This window comes from Streptosporangium sp. NBC_01469 (genome assembly GCF_036227305.1).
Taxonomy (GTDB): Bacteria; Actinomycetota; Actinomycetes; order Streptosporangiales; family Streptosporangiaceae; genus Streptosporangium.
This window is the reverse complement of sequence record NZ_CP109465.1, coordinates 6,182,799-6,199,400: the sequence shown is the minus strand read 5'-3', so window position 1 is coordinate 6,199,400 and position 16,602 is coordinate 6,182,799. Positions and strand designations below refer to the sequence as shown.

Here is a 16,602-nt window from a genome sequence, read left to right as displayed (position 1 = left end):
GACGGCGGGCGGGCGCGACGGCGCCCGTCGGAGAGCCGGCCGGGCGCGCCGGTCACATCTCGGCGACCTGGGGGATCGACGCCGAACGCCGGGCGATGGAGCGCACGATCTCGCCGGTGCGGACGGCGGTCATGGACAGCAGCGACGAGGCGATCCCGTGGCTGTCCTCGGTGGCCCCCTGCAGGTAGACGCCCCAGGTCTGCCCGGGGTCGGTGGCGATCCGGTAGTCGCGCTCCACCAGCAGCTCGCCCGCCTCGCCCGTACGGCAGTGCCCGCGCGCCTCGCCGAGCAGGTCGAGGGGGTTGCGCTCGCGGTAGCCTGTCGCGCAGACGACCGCGTCGGCCTCGATCGTGCTCACCTCGCCCGTGGGCAGGAAGCACATCCGGACGCGGGCGGTGTCGCCGTCGTCGTGCACGTCGAGCAGCCGGGAGGCGTTCAGCATGCGCAGCCGCTGGACACCGGCGACCTTCTCGGCGTAGGAGCGCCGGTAGAGCTCGTCGATGAGGTCGAGGTCCACCACCGAGTAGTTGGTGTTGCGGGAGTAGGCGAACAGCATGCGCTTCACCTCCTCGGGAGCGGTGAAGAAGTGGTCGACGGCCTCCGGGTCGAAGATGCGGTTGGCGAAGGGGCTGTCGTCGGCCGGCGAGTAGCCGTACCGGGTGAAGACGGCGCAGACCTCCGCGGACGGGTAGGTACGGTGCAGATGCTCGACGGTCTCGGCCGCGCTCTGCCCGGCGCCGACCACGACGAACCGCCCGGGTTCGCGCTCGCCGAGGGTTTCGAGCCTGGCCAGCAGTTCCTCGGTGTGCCAGATCCGCTCGCCCTGCCGCACGCCGTCGGGGAGCACGGGGTCGAGGCCGACCGCGATCACGAGGTTGCGGGTCAGGCAGGTGTGCAGCTCGTCGCCGTGCTGCACGACGACCTCGAGGGTGTCGTCGTCGTGCGGGCGCACCGCGACGACCTCGGAGTCGTAGCGCACCAGGTCGGCGAAGGAGGACGCGACCCACTCCAGGTAGTCGTGGAACTCCAGGCGGGTGGGGAACATGGTCTTGTGGTTGATGAAGTCGACCAGCCTCCCCTTCTCCTGGAGGTAGGACAGGAAGGAGTAGGGGCTGGTGGGGTTGCGCAGGGTGACCAGGTCCTTGAGGAAGTGGACCTGCATCGTGGCGCCCTCGATGAGCATGTTGCGGTGCCAGCCGAACCTCGGTTGCCTCTCGAAGAAGACCGCGTTCACGCTGGAGCCGTACTCCTCCTCCAGGGCCACCGCGAGCGCGAGGTTGGAAGGGCCGAAACCGATGCCCACGACGTCATAGACCGGGCTCGACATGTTCGCCTCTCACGTACTGAAGGGATGGTCCCCCCGCGGCCGGGCGGCGGCGGGGGGCAGCATGGAACAGGGTGGTTCAGGGCGTGCCGACGGCCTTGGCGGCCTCGGCGACCCGGGGAACGACCTGGTCGATCACGTAGGGGACCGCGAGCGGCGTGGGCGTGCGCAACGGCCAGAACGCCTTGAGGTCCAGCGGCACGTAGGAGCCGCGCCTGACCACGTCGAGACCGGCGAACAGCTTGTTGGCCTCGATCTTCTTCTGGGTGGCGGCGTCGTCGTTGTAGTGGCTGAGCAGCAGGTCGACGTCGAGGACCTTGACCTTCTCCATGCTCAGCTCGGCCGCGAAGCCCTCGCCGGGAAGCGCCTTGATCTCCTCGGGCAGCGCGAGCCCGAACTGGCCGAAGAGCTGGACGCTGATGTCGGTGTCGGACTTCATCACGCCGATGTTCCCGGAGGGGAAGACGCTGGTCAGCGCGAACTTCTTGCCGGCCAGCTCGGGGTAGGTGGTCTTGACCGAGGCGATCTTCGCCTCGACGTCGGTGACGAGCTTCTCCCCCTCGTCCGCCTTGCCGACCGCCTTGGCGACCTGGCGGGCCACCACCTGCCAGGAGTCCTCGGCGGGGCCGGTCTCGTAGGCGGTGGTCGGCGCGAGCTGGGAGAGGTTGGCGTACTCCTTGTCGATGTAGTAGTCGCCGCCCGCGAGGATCAGGTCGGGCTTGAGCGCGGCGATCTGCTCCAGCGAGAAGCCGGCCTCTCCTGCCTTCAGCAGCGTCGGCTTGGTCCCGGAGATCCTGGGGGCGGTCCAGGGGGTGAGCCCGTCGTCCTGGATCCCGGTCAGCTCCGCCATCGCGACCGGCTGGACGCCCAGGGCGAGCAGGGTGTCCTGGTCGACCTCGCCGAGGGCGACGATGCGCTGGGGTGCGGATTCGATCGTGGTGGTGCCGAGCTTGTGCGTGATGGTGACCGGGAATCCGGAGGCGGCCTGGGTCGCGGGGGCGCTCGCGGCGGGCTGTTCGGCTCCGCCGCTCTCACCGGCGCACGCGCTCACCAGGCCGAGGCCCAGCAGCAGCGTTCCGGTCGCGGCCAGGCGGCGCATCGTGTCGCGCATGAGTATGGGTGTCCTTCCAAAGCCCGGGAGGGCTCTAATTTTAGGTTAGCCTCACCTAACCTAACAATCTTTGGCGGTTGTGTGAAGCGCCTCATTCCAGGCGGTTGACGAGTTCCGCAACGGTTTGGGCTGTCATGAGGGTCGCGACCTTCACCCCGGCGCAGCCCGGCTCGCGCCGGATGCGACGCACCAGCTGCATGACGAGCAGCGAGTGCCCGCCCAGGTCGAAGAAGTTGTCGTGCGGGCCGACCGCGTCCACCTCCAGTACCTCGGCGAACGCCCGGCACAGCATCGCCTCGCGGTCGTCGTCGCGCCGGGCGGCGCCGTCGCCGTCGCCGCGTCCGGCGCCGGTCCCGGTGACGGTACGGGCCGTGAGCGTCACGGGCAGGTCGCTCAGGCACGCCTCCGGGTCGGCCGCGACGACCTCCAGCACGCCGACGAGCGCCCCGATCATCGTGTCGATCGTGGCCGGATCGAACAGGTCGGCCGAGTAGTCGACGATCAGGTGGAGCTCCTCCTCCCTCTCCCGGAAGATGAAGTCGAGGTCGAACTTCGCCGCGGGCGGGCTGAAGAGCGCCTCCCGCTGCCGCAGCCCGGGGAAGCGGACGTCGCCCATGGCCTGGTTCTCGTAGCCGACCATCACCTGGAACAGCGGGTTGCGACCGGGCACCCGGGATGGCCGCAACGCCTCGACCAGCGCCTCGAACGGCAGGTCCTGGTTGGCGAGACCGGCCAGGTCGGTGTCGCGGACGCGGGCGAGCAGTTCGGCGAAGGAGGGGTCCCCCGAGGTGTCGGCGCGCAGCACGAGCGTGTTGACGAAGAAGCCGACCAGGTCAGCGGCCGCCTCGTCGGTACGGCCCGCGACGGGGCTGCCCAGCGGGATGTCCTCCCCCGCGCCCGTGCGGTGCAGCAGCGCGGCGACCGCGCTCTGGCAGACCATGAACATGCTGGCCTGGGCGCCACGTGCCAGCTCGCGGAGCCGCCCGACCAGCGGAACCGGCAGTTCCCTGGTCGTGGTGCCGCCGCGCTGGCCGACGGTGGCTGGCCGGGGCCGGTCCACCGGCAGCGGGATCTCCTCCGGCATGCCCGACAGCGCCTTGGCCCAGTAGGCGAGCTGGCGGGCGTGCAGGCCGCCCGGGTCGACGGGGTCGCCGAGCAGCTCGCGCTGCCAGAGCGTGTAGTCGGCGTACTGCACGGCGGGCGGCCTCCATCCCGGCGCGCCGCCAGGCCTGCCTCCCGGCGCCCCGCCAGGCACCGCACCCGGCTCCCCGTCCGGTTCCTCGCCCGGCGCCGCCCCGTCCAGCCGCGCGGCGTAGGCGCGCGCCACGTCCCTGGCGAACGGCCCGAAGGACCACTCGTCGAACGCGATGTGGTGGAACACGGCGAGCAGCAGGTGCTCGTCCTCCCCCTCCGGGATGAGCGCGACCCGCAGCGGGATCTCGGTGGCGAGGTCGAACGGCCGCGCGATCACCTCCTCAGGCGGGCAGGTGGTGACCTCCAGGACCGGGCGCGCCGACTCCGGCGGCAGGATCCGCTGGTAGGGCACGCCCTCGTGCTCGGCGAAGACGGTGCGCAGGCTCTCGTGCCTGGCCGTCACGTCGCCGATCGCGGCCCGCAGCGCGTCCACGTCCAGCGCGCCGCTCAGGTGCACGGCGAGCGGCAGGTGGTACGCCTCGCGGGGGCCGTCGTCCTCCCGCAGGATCTGGTCGAGCAGCCAGAGCCTGCGCTGCGCGTACGACAGCGGGACGCGCTCGGGCCGTTCCTTGGGCACCAGCGGGGGCCTGAGCGTGACACCGGCCCTGTCGTGCAGCCGGGTGGCCAGCTCCGCGACGTTCGGCGCCTCGAACAGGTCACGGATCGCGAGCTCGGTACGCAGCACCGCGCGGACCCTGCCGACCAGCCGGGTCGCGAGCAGCGAGTGCCCGCCCAGGTCGAAGAAGTTGTCGTCGATGCCGACGCCCGAGACGTCGAGCACCTCGCCGAACAGGGTGCACAACAGGTGTTCCACGGCGGTCCTGGCCGCGCGCCCCGACCCGCGCGGGCCCTGCCGGTCGGGGGCGGGCAGCGCCCGCCGGTCCAGCTTGCCGTTGACGGTCAGCGGTAGCGCGTCCAGCGTGACGATCGCGCTCGGCACCATGTAGCCGGGCAACCGCTTCTTCAGCCCCTCGCGCACCCGCGCGGCGAGCGCCCCGTGGTCGCGGGCCGCGGCCGGGTTGTTCGCGTACGACGCGGGCCTGCGGTCCGGATCCGCCGGGAGGAGGGCGGCCCCTCCGCCGAAGACGGCGTCGTAGTGGCCGACCTCGTCCGAGGGGGTGGTCACCACTCCGGGGTCGAGCGCGTACAGCAGCTCGGGCTCGATTCCCGCCGGGGGTGCCTGCAGCAGCTCGCGCGCCTCCCGGTGGGAGGCGCCGCCCTCCAGCGCGCGCAGCGCGGCGAGCTCGACCGACAGCCTGGGGTCGGGGATGGCCCGCACCCGCAGCGGCCCGGGGTTCCCGGACAGCCGGGCCGCCAGGTCGTCCGGTCCGGCCCAGTCCACGACCGTGGTCCCGGCGGGCGGGGTTTCGTGGCGCGCGCCCGCCGGTTCCGTGGCCTGTTCCGTGGCCGGTGCGGCGGACTGTTCGGCGGGTGACTTCCAGAGGGTCACGTCGTAGCGGTGCCTGCTGAGCTCGTTGTGGTGGACGCCCCGCTTGGTACGGACCTCCACCCGCGCGGCCAGGCCGAGGGCGGCGAAGAACGCGGGGTCGAGGAGGAGCTCCTTCTCCATCCGCACGGCCCGGTCGATCGCCGCCGTACCGGTGCCGTCGTCGTCACCGCCCCGGCCGAGCTGGATCGCCGCGTGCAGGCAGCGCACCGACCGCAGGTCGCGCACGTCGCCGACGAACAGCGCGCCGCCGGGGGCGAGCAGGTCCATCGCGGCGGCGATCACGTCGGCGAGGTATCCGGCGCTCGGGAAGTACTGGACCACGGAGTTGACGACGATCGTGTCGAAGTACCCGGCGGGCAGACCGGTGGTGTCGTGCGCGGCCTGGCAGCTCAGGCGCACCGGCGAGCCGGGGCCGAGGTCGGCTTCGAGCTTGGCGATGACGGGGGCCGCGAAGTCGGTGCCCCAGTACTCGTCGCGGCCGGGGGCGAGCCGCGACAGCAGCAGGCCGGTGCCGACGCCGATCTCCAGCACCCGCCGGGGCCCGAGGTCTTCGATGCGGGCCACGGTGGTGTCGCGCCACTCGCGCATGTGCTCCAGCGGGATGGGCGTCCCGTCGTAGCTGCTGTCCCAGCCCGCGAAGTCCTCGGTGTGGACGGCGGTGCCGATCTCGGTGTACTCGGCGTCGTAGATCTGCCGCCACTCCGCCAGGTGCTCGCGCTCGGCGTCGGGCCGGGCGGCGCCGTCGGGCACCACGTAGCCGATGAGACGCTTCACGCCGGGCACCTCGGTGCCGACGGCGACGACGGCGGCCTGCCCGACCCCGGGCTCGGCGGCGAGCGCGGTCTCGACCTCCTCCAGCTCGACCCGGTAGCCGCGGATCTTCACCTGCTCGTCGGTACGGCCGAGGAAGTCGATGTTGCCGTCCTGGCGCACCCGTACGAGGTCGCCGGTGCGGTACATCCGGCCGCCGCCGAACGGGTCGGCGACGAAACGCTCGGCGGTCAGGCCCGGCCGGTCGAGGTAGCCCCGGGCCAGACCGGCTCCGGCGATGTAGAGCTCTCCCGGCGCGCCGGGCGGGACCGGGCGCAGCCAGCCGTCGAGCACGTAGCCCCGGGTGTTCCAGATCGGCCTGCCGACCGTGGGCGTGGCGCTGTCCTCGGTGCCGCCGCCCAGCGTGTTGATGGTGTACTCGGTCGGGCCGTAGAGGTTGTAGCCGAGCACCCCCTCGGCCGCCGCGAGCCGGTCCCACACGGCGGCCGGGACGGCCTCGCCGCCCAGCAGCACGAGCGGCGGGCGGTGCTCGCCGTCGAGCAGCCCCTCCTCCAGGAGCTGCTGCGCGTAGGTCGGCGTCACGTTGATGACGTCGATCCGGTGGCGCCGCAGGTACTCGGTGAGCGCCTCGGCGTCGCGCCGCAGCTCCTCGTCGCAGACGTGCACCTCGTGGCCCTCGATGAGCCAGAGCAGTTCCTCCCACGACATGTCGAAGGAGAACGACACGGTGTGCGCGATCCGCAGCCGCCGCCCGGCGGACGCCACGACCGGGTCGAAGATGTTGGCCCGGTGGTTGAACTGCATGTTGGTCAGGCCCCGGTAGGGGGTGACCACGCCCTTGGGACGCCCGGTGGACCCGGAGGTGTAGATCACGTACGCCGGGTGCTCCAGCCGTCCCGGCACGTCCCTGCCGAAGCCGGGCAGTTCCCCGGCCGTCAGCTCGGTGCCGGGCAGGCCCGCCAGCGTCTCCCGCACGGCGGCGTCGTCGAGCAGGATCGAGGAACCGGGGTTCGCCAGCCCGGCGGCGATGTCGCGGTGCGAGACCAGGCAGACGGGGGCGGCGTCGGCCAGCATGAAGTCGAGCCGGTCGGCCGGGTAGTCCAGCTCCAGGGGAAGGTAGGCGGCGCCCGTCTTGAGCACCGCGAACAGTGCGACGACCATCTCCGCGGAGCGGGGCAGGGCGAGGGCGACCACGCGTTCGGGACCGGCTCCGTGCGCCTTCAGCAGCCGGGCCAGGCGGTTGACGGCGGCGTCCAGCTCGGCGTAGGTGAACCGCGTGTCCGGCTGGGAGACCAGGGCGAGCTCGTCCGGGGTGCGCGCGGCCTGCTCGGCGAGCAGCTCGGCGATGGTGAGGTCGGGGACGAACCGCTCGGCCTCGGCCCAGTCGCGGCGCGACCGGTCGTGCTCGTCGGGCAGGAGCAGGTCGAGCCGGTGACAGGGGGTCTCGGGCGCGGTGGCGAGGGTCTCCAGGACGCGCATGTACCGGTCGGTGAGACGTTCGGCCTCGGCCTCGGTGAAGGCGTCGCCCCGGTACATGACGCGCAGGCCCGCGCCGGGCTCGACGACCATGGTGACCGGGTAGTGGGTGGCGTCGCGCACCTGGCGGCCGGTCACCCGCACGTCGCCGTCGGGGCCGAAGCCGCGCCCGGTGGGCATGCCGGGGAAGTTCTGGAACACGAAGAGGGTGTCGAAGAGGGTCCCGAGGCCCGTCACCCGCTGCACGTCGGCGAGCGCGACGTAGGAGTGGTCGAACAGCTCCGACTGGAACGTCTGCACCCGCTCCAGGACCGCGCGCAATGGGTCGGCCGCCGAGGCGCGCACCCGGACGGGGACGGTGTTGAACAGCAGGCCGACGACGGACTCGACCCCGTCGACGTCGGGGTGGCGGCCGGACACCGAGACGCCGAAGACCACGTCGTCGCGGCCGGTGAGACCGGCCAGCAGCAATCCCCAGGCGCTCTCGTACAGGGTGCCGAGGGTGAGGCCTGACTCGCGGGCGAGGGCGCCGAGCCCGGCGGCGAGGTCCTCGGGCAGCGCGCGGTGGATCTCCCCCGCGGCGGCGAGGTCGGCGGGGCGGTCGGCCAGCTCCGGCTTGAGCAGGGTCGGCTCGTCGAGCCCCTCGAGGCTGCGGCCCCACGTTTTGATCGTGGCCTGCCGGTCCTGCCCGTTCACCCAGTCGAGATAGGCGTGGAAGGGAACCACGGGCCGGGCGCGCTCGGCGCGCGCGTCGGTGTAGAACTCCAGCAGCGAGGTGACGAGCAGGCCGCCCGACCAGCCGTCCAGCAGGATCAGCTCGGAGGTGAGCACCAACCGGAAGTCGTCCTCGCCCACCCTGGCCAGCGCGAAGCGGATCAGCGGCGGCTCGTCGGGGACGAACGGCCGGGCACGCTGGGCCTCGACGAACGCCTCCAGCGCCTCCGGGGCACCGGTCTCGGCGTAGGTCCAGTCGACCTCGAAGTGTTCGGGGACGAACTGCGCGGTACGGCCGCCGTCGGTGCGGAACCCGGCCCGCAGGTTGGGAAACTTCAGCAGCACCTCGCGCGCGGCCCCGGCCAGCCGGTCGGCCTCGACCGGCCCGGCCAGGGTCACCACGGCCTGCTGGACGTAGATGTCGCGGTCCTCACCGGCGAGCATCAGGTGGAAGAGCAGGCCTTCCTGCAGCGGCGACAGCGGCAGCTCGGCCCGCGCCTCCACCGGCCCGCCCGCCACGACCTCGCCGGACAGGACCGCCGCCTCCGCCGTGGCCGGGACCGTCGCGTCCTCGACGGGCGTGCCGCCTTGCGCGGGCGTGCCGCCTTGCGCGGGCGTGCCGCCGGAGAGGGCCGCGACCCTGGCCAGGGCCTCGACGGTACGCAGCCGGAAGACGTCGCGGACGGCGAAGGGGAGGCCCGCGCGGCGGGCGCGTCCCACGAGCAGGGCCGCGCTGATGCTGTCACCACCGGTGCGGAAGAAGTCGTCGTCGGCGTTGACGCCGTCCCGCCCGAGGATCTCTGCGACGAGCCCGGCGATGGCGATCTCGGCGCCGGTTCGCGGCGCCCTGCCCTCGCGGACGGCGGGCTCGGGCAGCGCGCGGCGGTCGAGCTTGCCGTTGGGAGTGCGCGGCAGCCGGTCGAGGCCGACGAGCACGGAGGGGACGAGGTAGTCCGGCAGGATCTCACCGAGCCGGACCCGCAGCGCGTCGAGGTCGAGACCGGGCTCGGAACCGGGCTCCGAACCGGGGTCGCCCACGACGTAGCCGACGAGGCGCGGCCCCGAGCGGACCGCCACGGCCGCCTGGCGCACGCCGGGCTGCGCGGCGAGCACCGCCTCCACCTCTCCCGGCTCGATGCGGAAGCCGCGGATCTTGACCTGGTCGTCGGCCCGGCCCAGGAAGTCCAGGCCGCCTTCGCGGCGACGGCGCACCCGGTCTCCGGTGCGGTAGAGCCGCGATCCCGGCGGGCCGAAGGGGCTGGCCACGAACCGCTCGGCGGTGCGGGCCGGGTCGCCGAGATACCCGCGCGCCAGACCGTCCCCGGCGAGGTAGAGCTCGCCGACCGGGACCTCGCGAAGCCCGGCGTCCAGGACGTACGCCACGGTGTTGGCGATCGGGACCAGCCCGCCGGCGCCCTCGGCGATCAGGCTGTCCCCGGCCGCCTCCGAGCAGCCGTACAGGTTGACCAGCCGGGCGGGGACCCGCTCGGCCAGGGCGGCGGGCAGGGCCTCGCCGCTGCTCACCCACGTGGTCACCGAGCCCAGGCCCCCGGCCCGCTCACCGGTCTCCATGAGCGCGGCCAGCAGGCTCGGCACGACCGTCACCAGGTTCACGTCGTGGCGGCGGATCAGCTCGGCCAGGGCGAGCGCGTCGGTGGCGGTGTCGTCGTCCGCGACGACGACGGTGTCACCGGCGACGAGGCCGCCGAGCAGCTCGGTGCTGCCGTCGATGAAGGCCGGCGAGCTCTTGGCGACCCGTACGCCGACGGGGGCGAGGTCCGCGCCCCAGGCGAGCCGGTTGGCCAGCGCCCGCTGGGTGCCGACGACGGCCTTCGGGGTCCCGGTGGACCCCGAGGTGAAGATCACGTACGCGGGGTGGTCGGGGCGGATCGCGACCTCGGCGCGGGGCGGGGCGTCCGGGAGCGGCTCGTCGGCGCCGAGGACCAGCAGGGGCCCGGCGGTGTCGAGCATCAGGTCGATCCTGGAGCGCGGGTAGGTCGTGTCGATCGGCAGGTAGGCCGCGCCGGTCTTGAGCACGGCGAGCAGGGCCACGACGAACTCGGCCGAGCGGGGCAGCGCGATCGCGACGATCTTCTCGGGGCCCGCCCCCGCCGCGGCGAGCCGGTCGGCGAGGGCCTCGGCGCGCTCGTCCAGCTCGGCGTAGCTGAGCGTGATCCCGCCGCCGCCGCCACCGCCGCCACCGTCGCCGTCGCCGTCGCTGTCGCCAGGAACAACACCGGAGACGTTGCCGGAGACGACGCCGGAGACGACGGCCGTGGCGTGCGGGGTGCGCGCCACCTGCGCCTCGAACCGCTGGGCGATGGTGAGCGGGGCGAACTCGCGGGCGGTGTCGGCCGGCGCGAGCCTCCCGGCGGGGGCGCCGAGCGACGACAGGCGCCGCGCCGGGTCCCCGGTCACCTGGTCGAGCAGCTCGCCGAGCTCGGCGAGCATGCCGGTGACGGTCTCGGCGTCGAAGAGGTCGGTCGCGTAGGCGACGAACCCCTCGATCAGCTCCTCACCCTCGGCGAAGTAGATGTCCAGGTCGAACTTGACGCCGCCGGTCTCGGGCAGGAACGGCTCGGCGCGCACCCCGGGCAGCCGCAGCCGCACGTCCTCCAGTCGCTGGTGGACGATCATCACCTGGAACAGCGGGCTGCGGGCGAGCGAGCGTTCGGGGGCGAGCCGCTCCACGACCTGCTCGAACGGTACGTCCGCGTTGGAGAAGGCGGCCAGGTCGGTGTGGCGGACCCGTTCCAGGAGCTCGGTGAAGGTCGGGTCGCCGGTCAGGTCGGTACGCAGCACGACGAGGTTGACGAACACGCCGACCAGGTCCGCGAGGTCCTCGTCGGCGCGGCCCGCGACGGGCGAGCCGAGCGCCACGTCGTCGCCCGCGCCGGCCCGGTGCAGCAGCGTGGCCACGGCGGCGTGCAGGACCATGAAGACGCTGGTGCCGGTCTCCAGGGCGAGCCGTCGCGCCCCGGCCAGCGGCAGCCGGAACGGCGCCAGCCCGCCCCGGTGGCTCGCCTCGGCGGGACGGGGCCGGTCGGTCGGCGGCGTGCTCTCCTCGGGCAGCCCGCGCAGCGTCCGCTCCCAGAAGTCGAGCCGGTCGGCGGGGGCCGGGGACTCGCTCCGCCAGCCGGCGTAGTCGGCGTACTGCACGGGCAGCGGCGCCCAGTCCGGCGCGGTGCCCGCGGCGCGGGCGGTGTAGGCGCGCGACAGGTCGGCGAGCAGCGGGGTGAACGACCACTCGTCGGCGGCGGCGTGGTGCTGGAGCACGACGAGCACGGACTCCTCGGCGGAGACCCGCAGCAGGGTCGCCCGGATGGGCAGGTCGGTCCCGAGGTCGAAGACGTGCGAGGCGGCCCTCGTCTCGGCCGCGCGCAGCCGCTCCCCCGACCAGCCGCGCGCGTCCACCACGTCGAAGGCGGCCTTGCCGGTGTCGAGGAGACGCTGGACCGGCAGCCCGTCGGGTCCCTCCTCCAGCAGGGTGCGCAGCGCCTCGTGCCGGGCGACGACGTCGCCGAACGCGGCACGCAACGCGTCGACGTCGACGGGTCCGTGCAGGCGCAGGCCGAGCGGCAGCGCGTCGGCGGCCGAGGGGCCGCGCAGGCGTTCCTCGAACCAGAAGCCGCGTTGGGCGGGCGAGGCGGGGACGATCCCGGGCCGGGTCACGTCGCGGACCCTCGGCCGGGTACCCCGTACCAGCCTGGGCGCCAGCGTGACGACCGTGGGCGCCTCGAAGACGTCGGCGATGGTGAGCTCGGCGTCGAGCGCGGCGCGCACCCGCCCGGCGAGGCGGGTGGCCAGCAGGGAGTGACCGCCCAGGGCGAAGAAGTCGTCGTCGATGCCCACCGCGTCCAGGCCGAGGGTCTCGGCGAAGACCGCGCACAGCGCCGCCTCGCGGTCGTCGCGCGGCCCCCGGCTCGACACCCGCACCTCGGGCGCGGGCAGCGCGGCCCGGTCGAGCTTGCCGTTGACGGTGAGCGGCAGCGCCTCGAGCAGGACCGTCGCCGCGGGAAGCATGTACTCGGGCAGCGCCCCGGCCGCCGCCGCCCGCAGGTCCGCCTCGTCGAGGTCGCCGTCCGGCACGACGTACGCGACGAGGCGCCTCTCGCCCGGCGTGTCCTCGCGGACCACGACGGCGGCCTGGGCGACGCCGGGGTGGGCGGCGAGCACGGCCTGCACCTCGGCGGGCTCGATGCGGAACCCGCGGATCTTCACCTGGTCGTCGGTGCGCCCCAGGTACTCCAGCGTTCCGTCGCGGCCCCACCGGGCCAGGTCGCCGGTGCGGTACATGCGCTCGCCCGGCGGGCCGAAGGGGTCGGCGACGAAGCGTTCCGCGGTCAGGCCCGGCCTGCCCGCGTAGCCGCGGGCCAGCTGCGTCCCGGCGAGGTAGAGCTCGCCGGGGACGCCGACCGGGGCGGGGCGCAGCGCGGCGTCCAGGACGTACGCGCGGGTGTTGGGGAACGGCGCGCCGATCCCGGACGACGGCAGTTCGGCGGAGGTCGCCCAGATCGTCACCTCGGTCGGCCCGTACACGTTCACGGCCGACGCCGCCACCGCGTGCAGGGTCTCGGCGAGCGCGGCCGGAAGGGCCTCGCCGCCGACGAGCACCCGCAGCCCGCGAAGCGCGGCCGGGTCCAGCGAGCCCAGCAGCGACGGGGTGCCCTGGACGACGGTCGCCCCGGCGAGCAGCGCGCCCAGCGCCGCGGGGTCGCGTACGGTCTCACGCCCGGCCAGCACGACGGTCGCGCCGCTGATCAGCGGCACGTACAGCTCCAGCGCGGCGATGTCGAACGCGATCGTGGTCACCGCGACCAGCCGGTCGCCGACGCCCAGGGCCAGGCGCTCCCTCATTGTGACGAGGAAGGCGGTGAGCGCGGCGTGCGGGATGGCCACCCCCTTGGGGCGGCCGGTCGAGCCCGAGGTGTAGATGACGTACGCCAGGTCTCCGCCCCTGGCCGGGTACGACGGCTCCTCCGTATCGGGAGACGCGTCGCCCGGTGTCAGCACCTCGGTCCCCGGCGGGATGAGGGCGGCGGTCTCCGGGGTCGCGATCGCGCAGAGCGGGGCCGCGTCCCCGATCATGTAGGCCAGCCGGTCGGCCGGGTGGTCCAGGTCCAGCGGCAGGTAGGCGGCGCCCGACTTCAGCACGGCCAGCAGCGCGACCACCAGGTCGGGGGTGCGGGGCAGGGCCAGCGCGACGACCCGGCCGGGTCCGGCACCGCGCTCGCGCAGCAGCCGGGCGAGGGCCGAGGCCCGCAGGTCCAGCTCCGCGTAGGTGAGCGTGGCCCCGCCGACGCCGTCGACGGCGACCGCGCCGGGGGTGCGCGCGGCCTGCTCCTCGAACAGGGAGGCCACCGTCGTGTCCGGGATGGGACGCGCGGTGTCGTTCCACTCCGCCAGCAGGGCCGACTCGGCCGCGCCGAGCAGCTCCAGGTCGGCGATCCGCAGGTCCGGACGGCTCACCGCGTCGCCGAGCAGCGTCTCCAGGTGGGCGAGGAGGGCGTCGACGCGCTCGTCGTCGAACAGCTCGCGCCGGAAGGTGGCCTCGACGGTCATCCCCCGGGGCCGGACGAAGGCCTCCAGCGACAGGTCGAAGTGGGTGGTGCCGTTGTGGACGTGCGTCCAGCTCGTGGTGACGCCGGGCAGGTCCAGCTCGCCGATCTCCTGGGCGAGGAACAGCAGCATGGTGTCGAAGAACGGCGAGCCGCCGCGTCTGCGGGCGGGCCGCAGTTCCTGCACGATCCTGTCGTAGGGCAGTGTCCGGTTCGCGAACCCCTCGGTGCAGGTGTCGCGGACCCGGCGCAGGACCTCGCGGAAGGTGGGGGCGCCCGACAGATCGGTGCGCAGCACGAGGGTGTTGCCGAAGTTCCCGGCCAGCCGCTCGATCTCGGTGTGCTCGCGGTTCATCACGGCCGAGCCGATCGCGATGTCGGTCGCGCCGGTGTAGCGGTGCAGGAGCACGGCGTGGGCGGCGAGCATCACCATGTACGGGGTGAGGTTCTCCCTCGCGGCCAGCTCCCGCATCCCGGCGGTGACGGCGTCGTCGAAGCGGCGGGCCCTGCGCCCGCCGCGCTCGGACGCGGTCGCGCCGCGCGGGCGGTCGGCGGGCAGGTCGAGGGGGGCGGGCGGCGGGTCGAGGCGCCGCCGCCAGTAGTCCATCTCCTCCGCCGGGTGCGGGCGGTTCTGCTCCCAGACGGCGAAGTCGGGATAGTGGACGGTCAGCGCGGGCAGGCCGTGCGGCTCCCCTGAGACGGCGGCGCGGTACAGGGCCGACAGGTCGCGCGACAGCGACCCCCAGGTCATGCCGTCCCAGGCGATGTGGTGCACGACCAGCACCAGGGCGTACCCGTCGGTGCCGAGCCGGAGCAGTTCGAGCCGGATCGGCCGGTCGGCGCGCAGGTCGAAGGGGAGCGCCGCGAGCCGCGCGGCGTACGCCTCGGCGTCGTCCTCGGCGCAGTCGCGCACCGGCAGGTCGAGGGAGTCGTCGGCGACGACGTACTGCACCGGAGACCCGTCGTCGCTCTCGGCGTAGACGGTGCGCAGCACCGCGTGCCTGCGCAGGAGGGCGCGCAACGCCTCACGGAGCGCCTCGGGGTCGAGCGCGCCCGACATGCGTACCAGCAGGCACACGTTGTAGGCCGGGCTGGCGGGAAACGTCCGGTGGTGCAGCCACATGCTCTGCTGCGCGTAGGACAGCGGGGCGGGTCCACCGGAGCGGCGTGGGGTGATCCGGTCCCGGCCGGGGGCGAGCCCCGCCTCGGCCATCATCCGCCGCATCAGTTCGCGCCGCCGTGCAACGTCCTGCTGCTGTTCCCGCACGCTCAACTCTTCCTTAGGGGCCGGGGTCGGGCACGCTGTCCCGCATCGAGACTTAGGTTAGCCTTGCCTCTTAAATCCACACAAGGTTAGCCTTACCTAAATTGATCGGTAGTTGTCCGGTTTCGCAGAGGGGTGGGTTCGTTGTCCTTTGGTGTCCGCACGGATGAGATGCGCACAGAGGTAGTTGTCGAGAGCGCAGCCGACCCGTTGCGTCTGGTCACCCGCCTGGCCGGGTCCGGGCTGTTCGACGACTACACCGTGTACGAGCGGCCGGGCCTGTGGACCTTCGCGGGCGGGGTGGCGGGCGAGGTGATCCTCGAACCCGGAGTCGTGCGCAGCCGCTGGCCGTCCTCCGCCGGTGCGCTGGACCCGGTCGACCCGGCGGCCTGGGTCGACGAGCCGTGGTCCGGCCGTCCGGCCGCGGCGTTGGAGGCGGCGTTGCGGGCCGCCCCGTGGCCGGTGTGGAACGCCTACGGCTGGATCGCGTTCGAGTTCGCCGCGCTCACCCCGGCGGGCCGACTCGCGCACCTGGTCGTGCCGCGTACCGAGGTACGCGTCGAGGCGGGACGCGCGCTGGTGGTGAGCGCGGACGCCGAGGAGGCCGAGCGGGTCGCCGAGCTGCTGTCCGGCCAGGGCACGCCCGGGACTCCGTCACCGTCACCGGTCGACGTGCGCCCCGGCGGCGACCTCTACCGGTCGCGGGTCGCCCAGGCGATCTCCGAGATCGGCGCCGGGCTCTACGAGAAGGTCATCGTCTCCCGGCGGCTGCCGATCCCGTTCCCCGTCGACGTCGTCGCGACGTACGCGTGTGGCCGCGCCGCCAACACCCCGGCCCGCTCGTTCCTCCTCGACCTGGACGGTTTCCAGGCCGCCGGGTTCAGTCCCGAGGTGCTGGTGGGCGTCGACGGGCACGGCACGGTGACGACCCAGCCGCTGGCAGGCACGCGGGCCTTCGGCCGGGGCGAGAACGCGGACTCGGAGACCCGCCGCGAGCTGGAGAGCGACCCCAAGGAGATCTTCGAGCACGCGGTCTCCGTGCGCGCCTCGCAGGACGAGCTGTACCGGGTGTGCGCGCCCGGCACGGTGCGGGTCACCGGCTTCATGACGGTGAAGGAACGCGGCAGCGTGCAGCACCTGGGCTCGAGCGTCAGCGGCGAGCTGACGCCGGGCCGCACCGGCTGGGACGCGCTCGACGTGCTGTTTCCCGGCGTGACCGCCTCCGGCATCCCCAAGGCGGGGGCCATCGACGCGATCGCCCGGCTGGAGGAGCCCCGGGGTCTGTACGCCGGAGCCGTCCTGGCCGTCTCGCAGGACGGGGCGATGGACGCCGCCCTGGTGCTGCGCGCCGTCTACAGCGAGAACGGCCGGGCCTGGCTGCGGGCCGGCGCCGGCATCGTGTCCGGTTCGACGCCCGAGCGGGAGTACGAGGAGACCTGCGAGAAGCTCTCCAGCATCGCCCCGTACGTGGTCCCGCGCGCCTGAGGAGACACCGCCGAGGAAGCGGCACTCGCCCTCACGCGCCTTCCCCGCGTGTGAGGGCGCCCGGCAGGCCTCCCTGGGTCAGAGCCGGTCGAGGGGGAGCGCCTTCCCCGCGTGTGAGGGCGCCCGGCGTCCGCCACCACCCGCGCGAGTCCTCCGCCGGCAGGGACGGCTCGGCATTCGCCGTCGCGCGCCCTCCCCCGTGGGGGCATCCGGCACTCGCCGTCGCAGGGGAGGGCGCCCGGCCTCGCCATCGCG

Annotated in this window: 4 protein-coding genes; 1 reads left to right on the top strand and 3 read right to left on the bottom strand. The window is 73.8% G+C overall.

All coding sequences use genetic code 11. The annotated features are described in order from the left end of the window. Positions 1-52 precede the first annotated feature (52 nt). The 3 genes from OG587_RS27185 to OG587_RS27175 form a co-directional block, all read right to left on the bottom strand. Positions 53-1,327, bottom strand: a complete 1,275-nt coding sequence (locus OG587_RS27185; RefSeq protein ID WP_329080075.1) for a lysine N(6)-hydroxylase/L-ornithine N(5)-oxygenase family protein — start codon at positions 1,325-1,327, stop codon at positions 53-55. A gap of 76 nt (positions 1,328-1,403) precedes the next feature. Beyond that, complete coding sequence (locus tag OG587_RS27180) at positions 1,404-2,435, bottom strand: iron-siderophore ABC transporter substrate-binding protein (protein WP_329080073.1); 1,032 nt, start codon at positions 2,433-2,435, stop codon at positions 1,404-1,406. 91 nt (positions 2,436-2,526) lie between these two features. Further along, entirely contained in the window at positions 2,527-14,865 is a 12,339-nt protein-coding gene (locus OG587_RS27175) for a non-ribosomal peptide synthetase (RefSeq protein ID WP_329080072.1), read from the bottom strand. A gap of 168 nt (positions 14,866-15,033) precedes the next feature. On the opposite strand from OG587_RS27175, the gene OG587_RS27170 reads away from it, so the two are divergent. Then, positions 15,034-16,347: a salicylate synthase gene (locus OG587_RS27170; protein WP_329080070.1), complete on the top strand. Its 1,314-nt coding sequence runs from the start codon at positions 15,034-15,036 to the stop codon at positions 16,345-16,347. Positions 16,348-16,602 lie beyond the last annotated feature (255 nt).

Bases quoted from the DNA above. Each gene is read 5' to 3' on its own strand.
- OG587_RS27185 (WP_329080075.1), bottom strand. From the start codon at position 1,327: ATGTCGAGCCCGGTCTATGACGTCGTGGGCATCGGTTTCGGCCCTTCC.
- OG587_RS27170 (WP_329080070.1), top strand. From the start codon at position 15,034: ATGCGCACAGAGGTAGTTGTCGAGAGCGCAGCCGACCCGTTGCGTCTG.
- OG587_RS27180 (WP_329080073.1), bottom strand. From the start codon at position 2,435: ATGCGCGACACGATGCGCCGCCTGGCCGCGACCGGAACGCTGCTGCTG.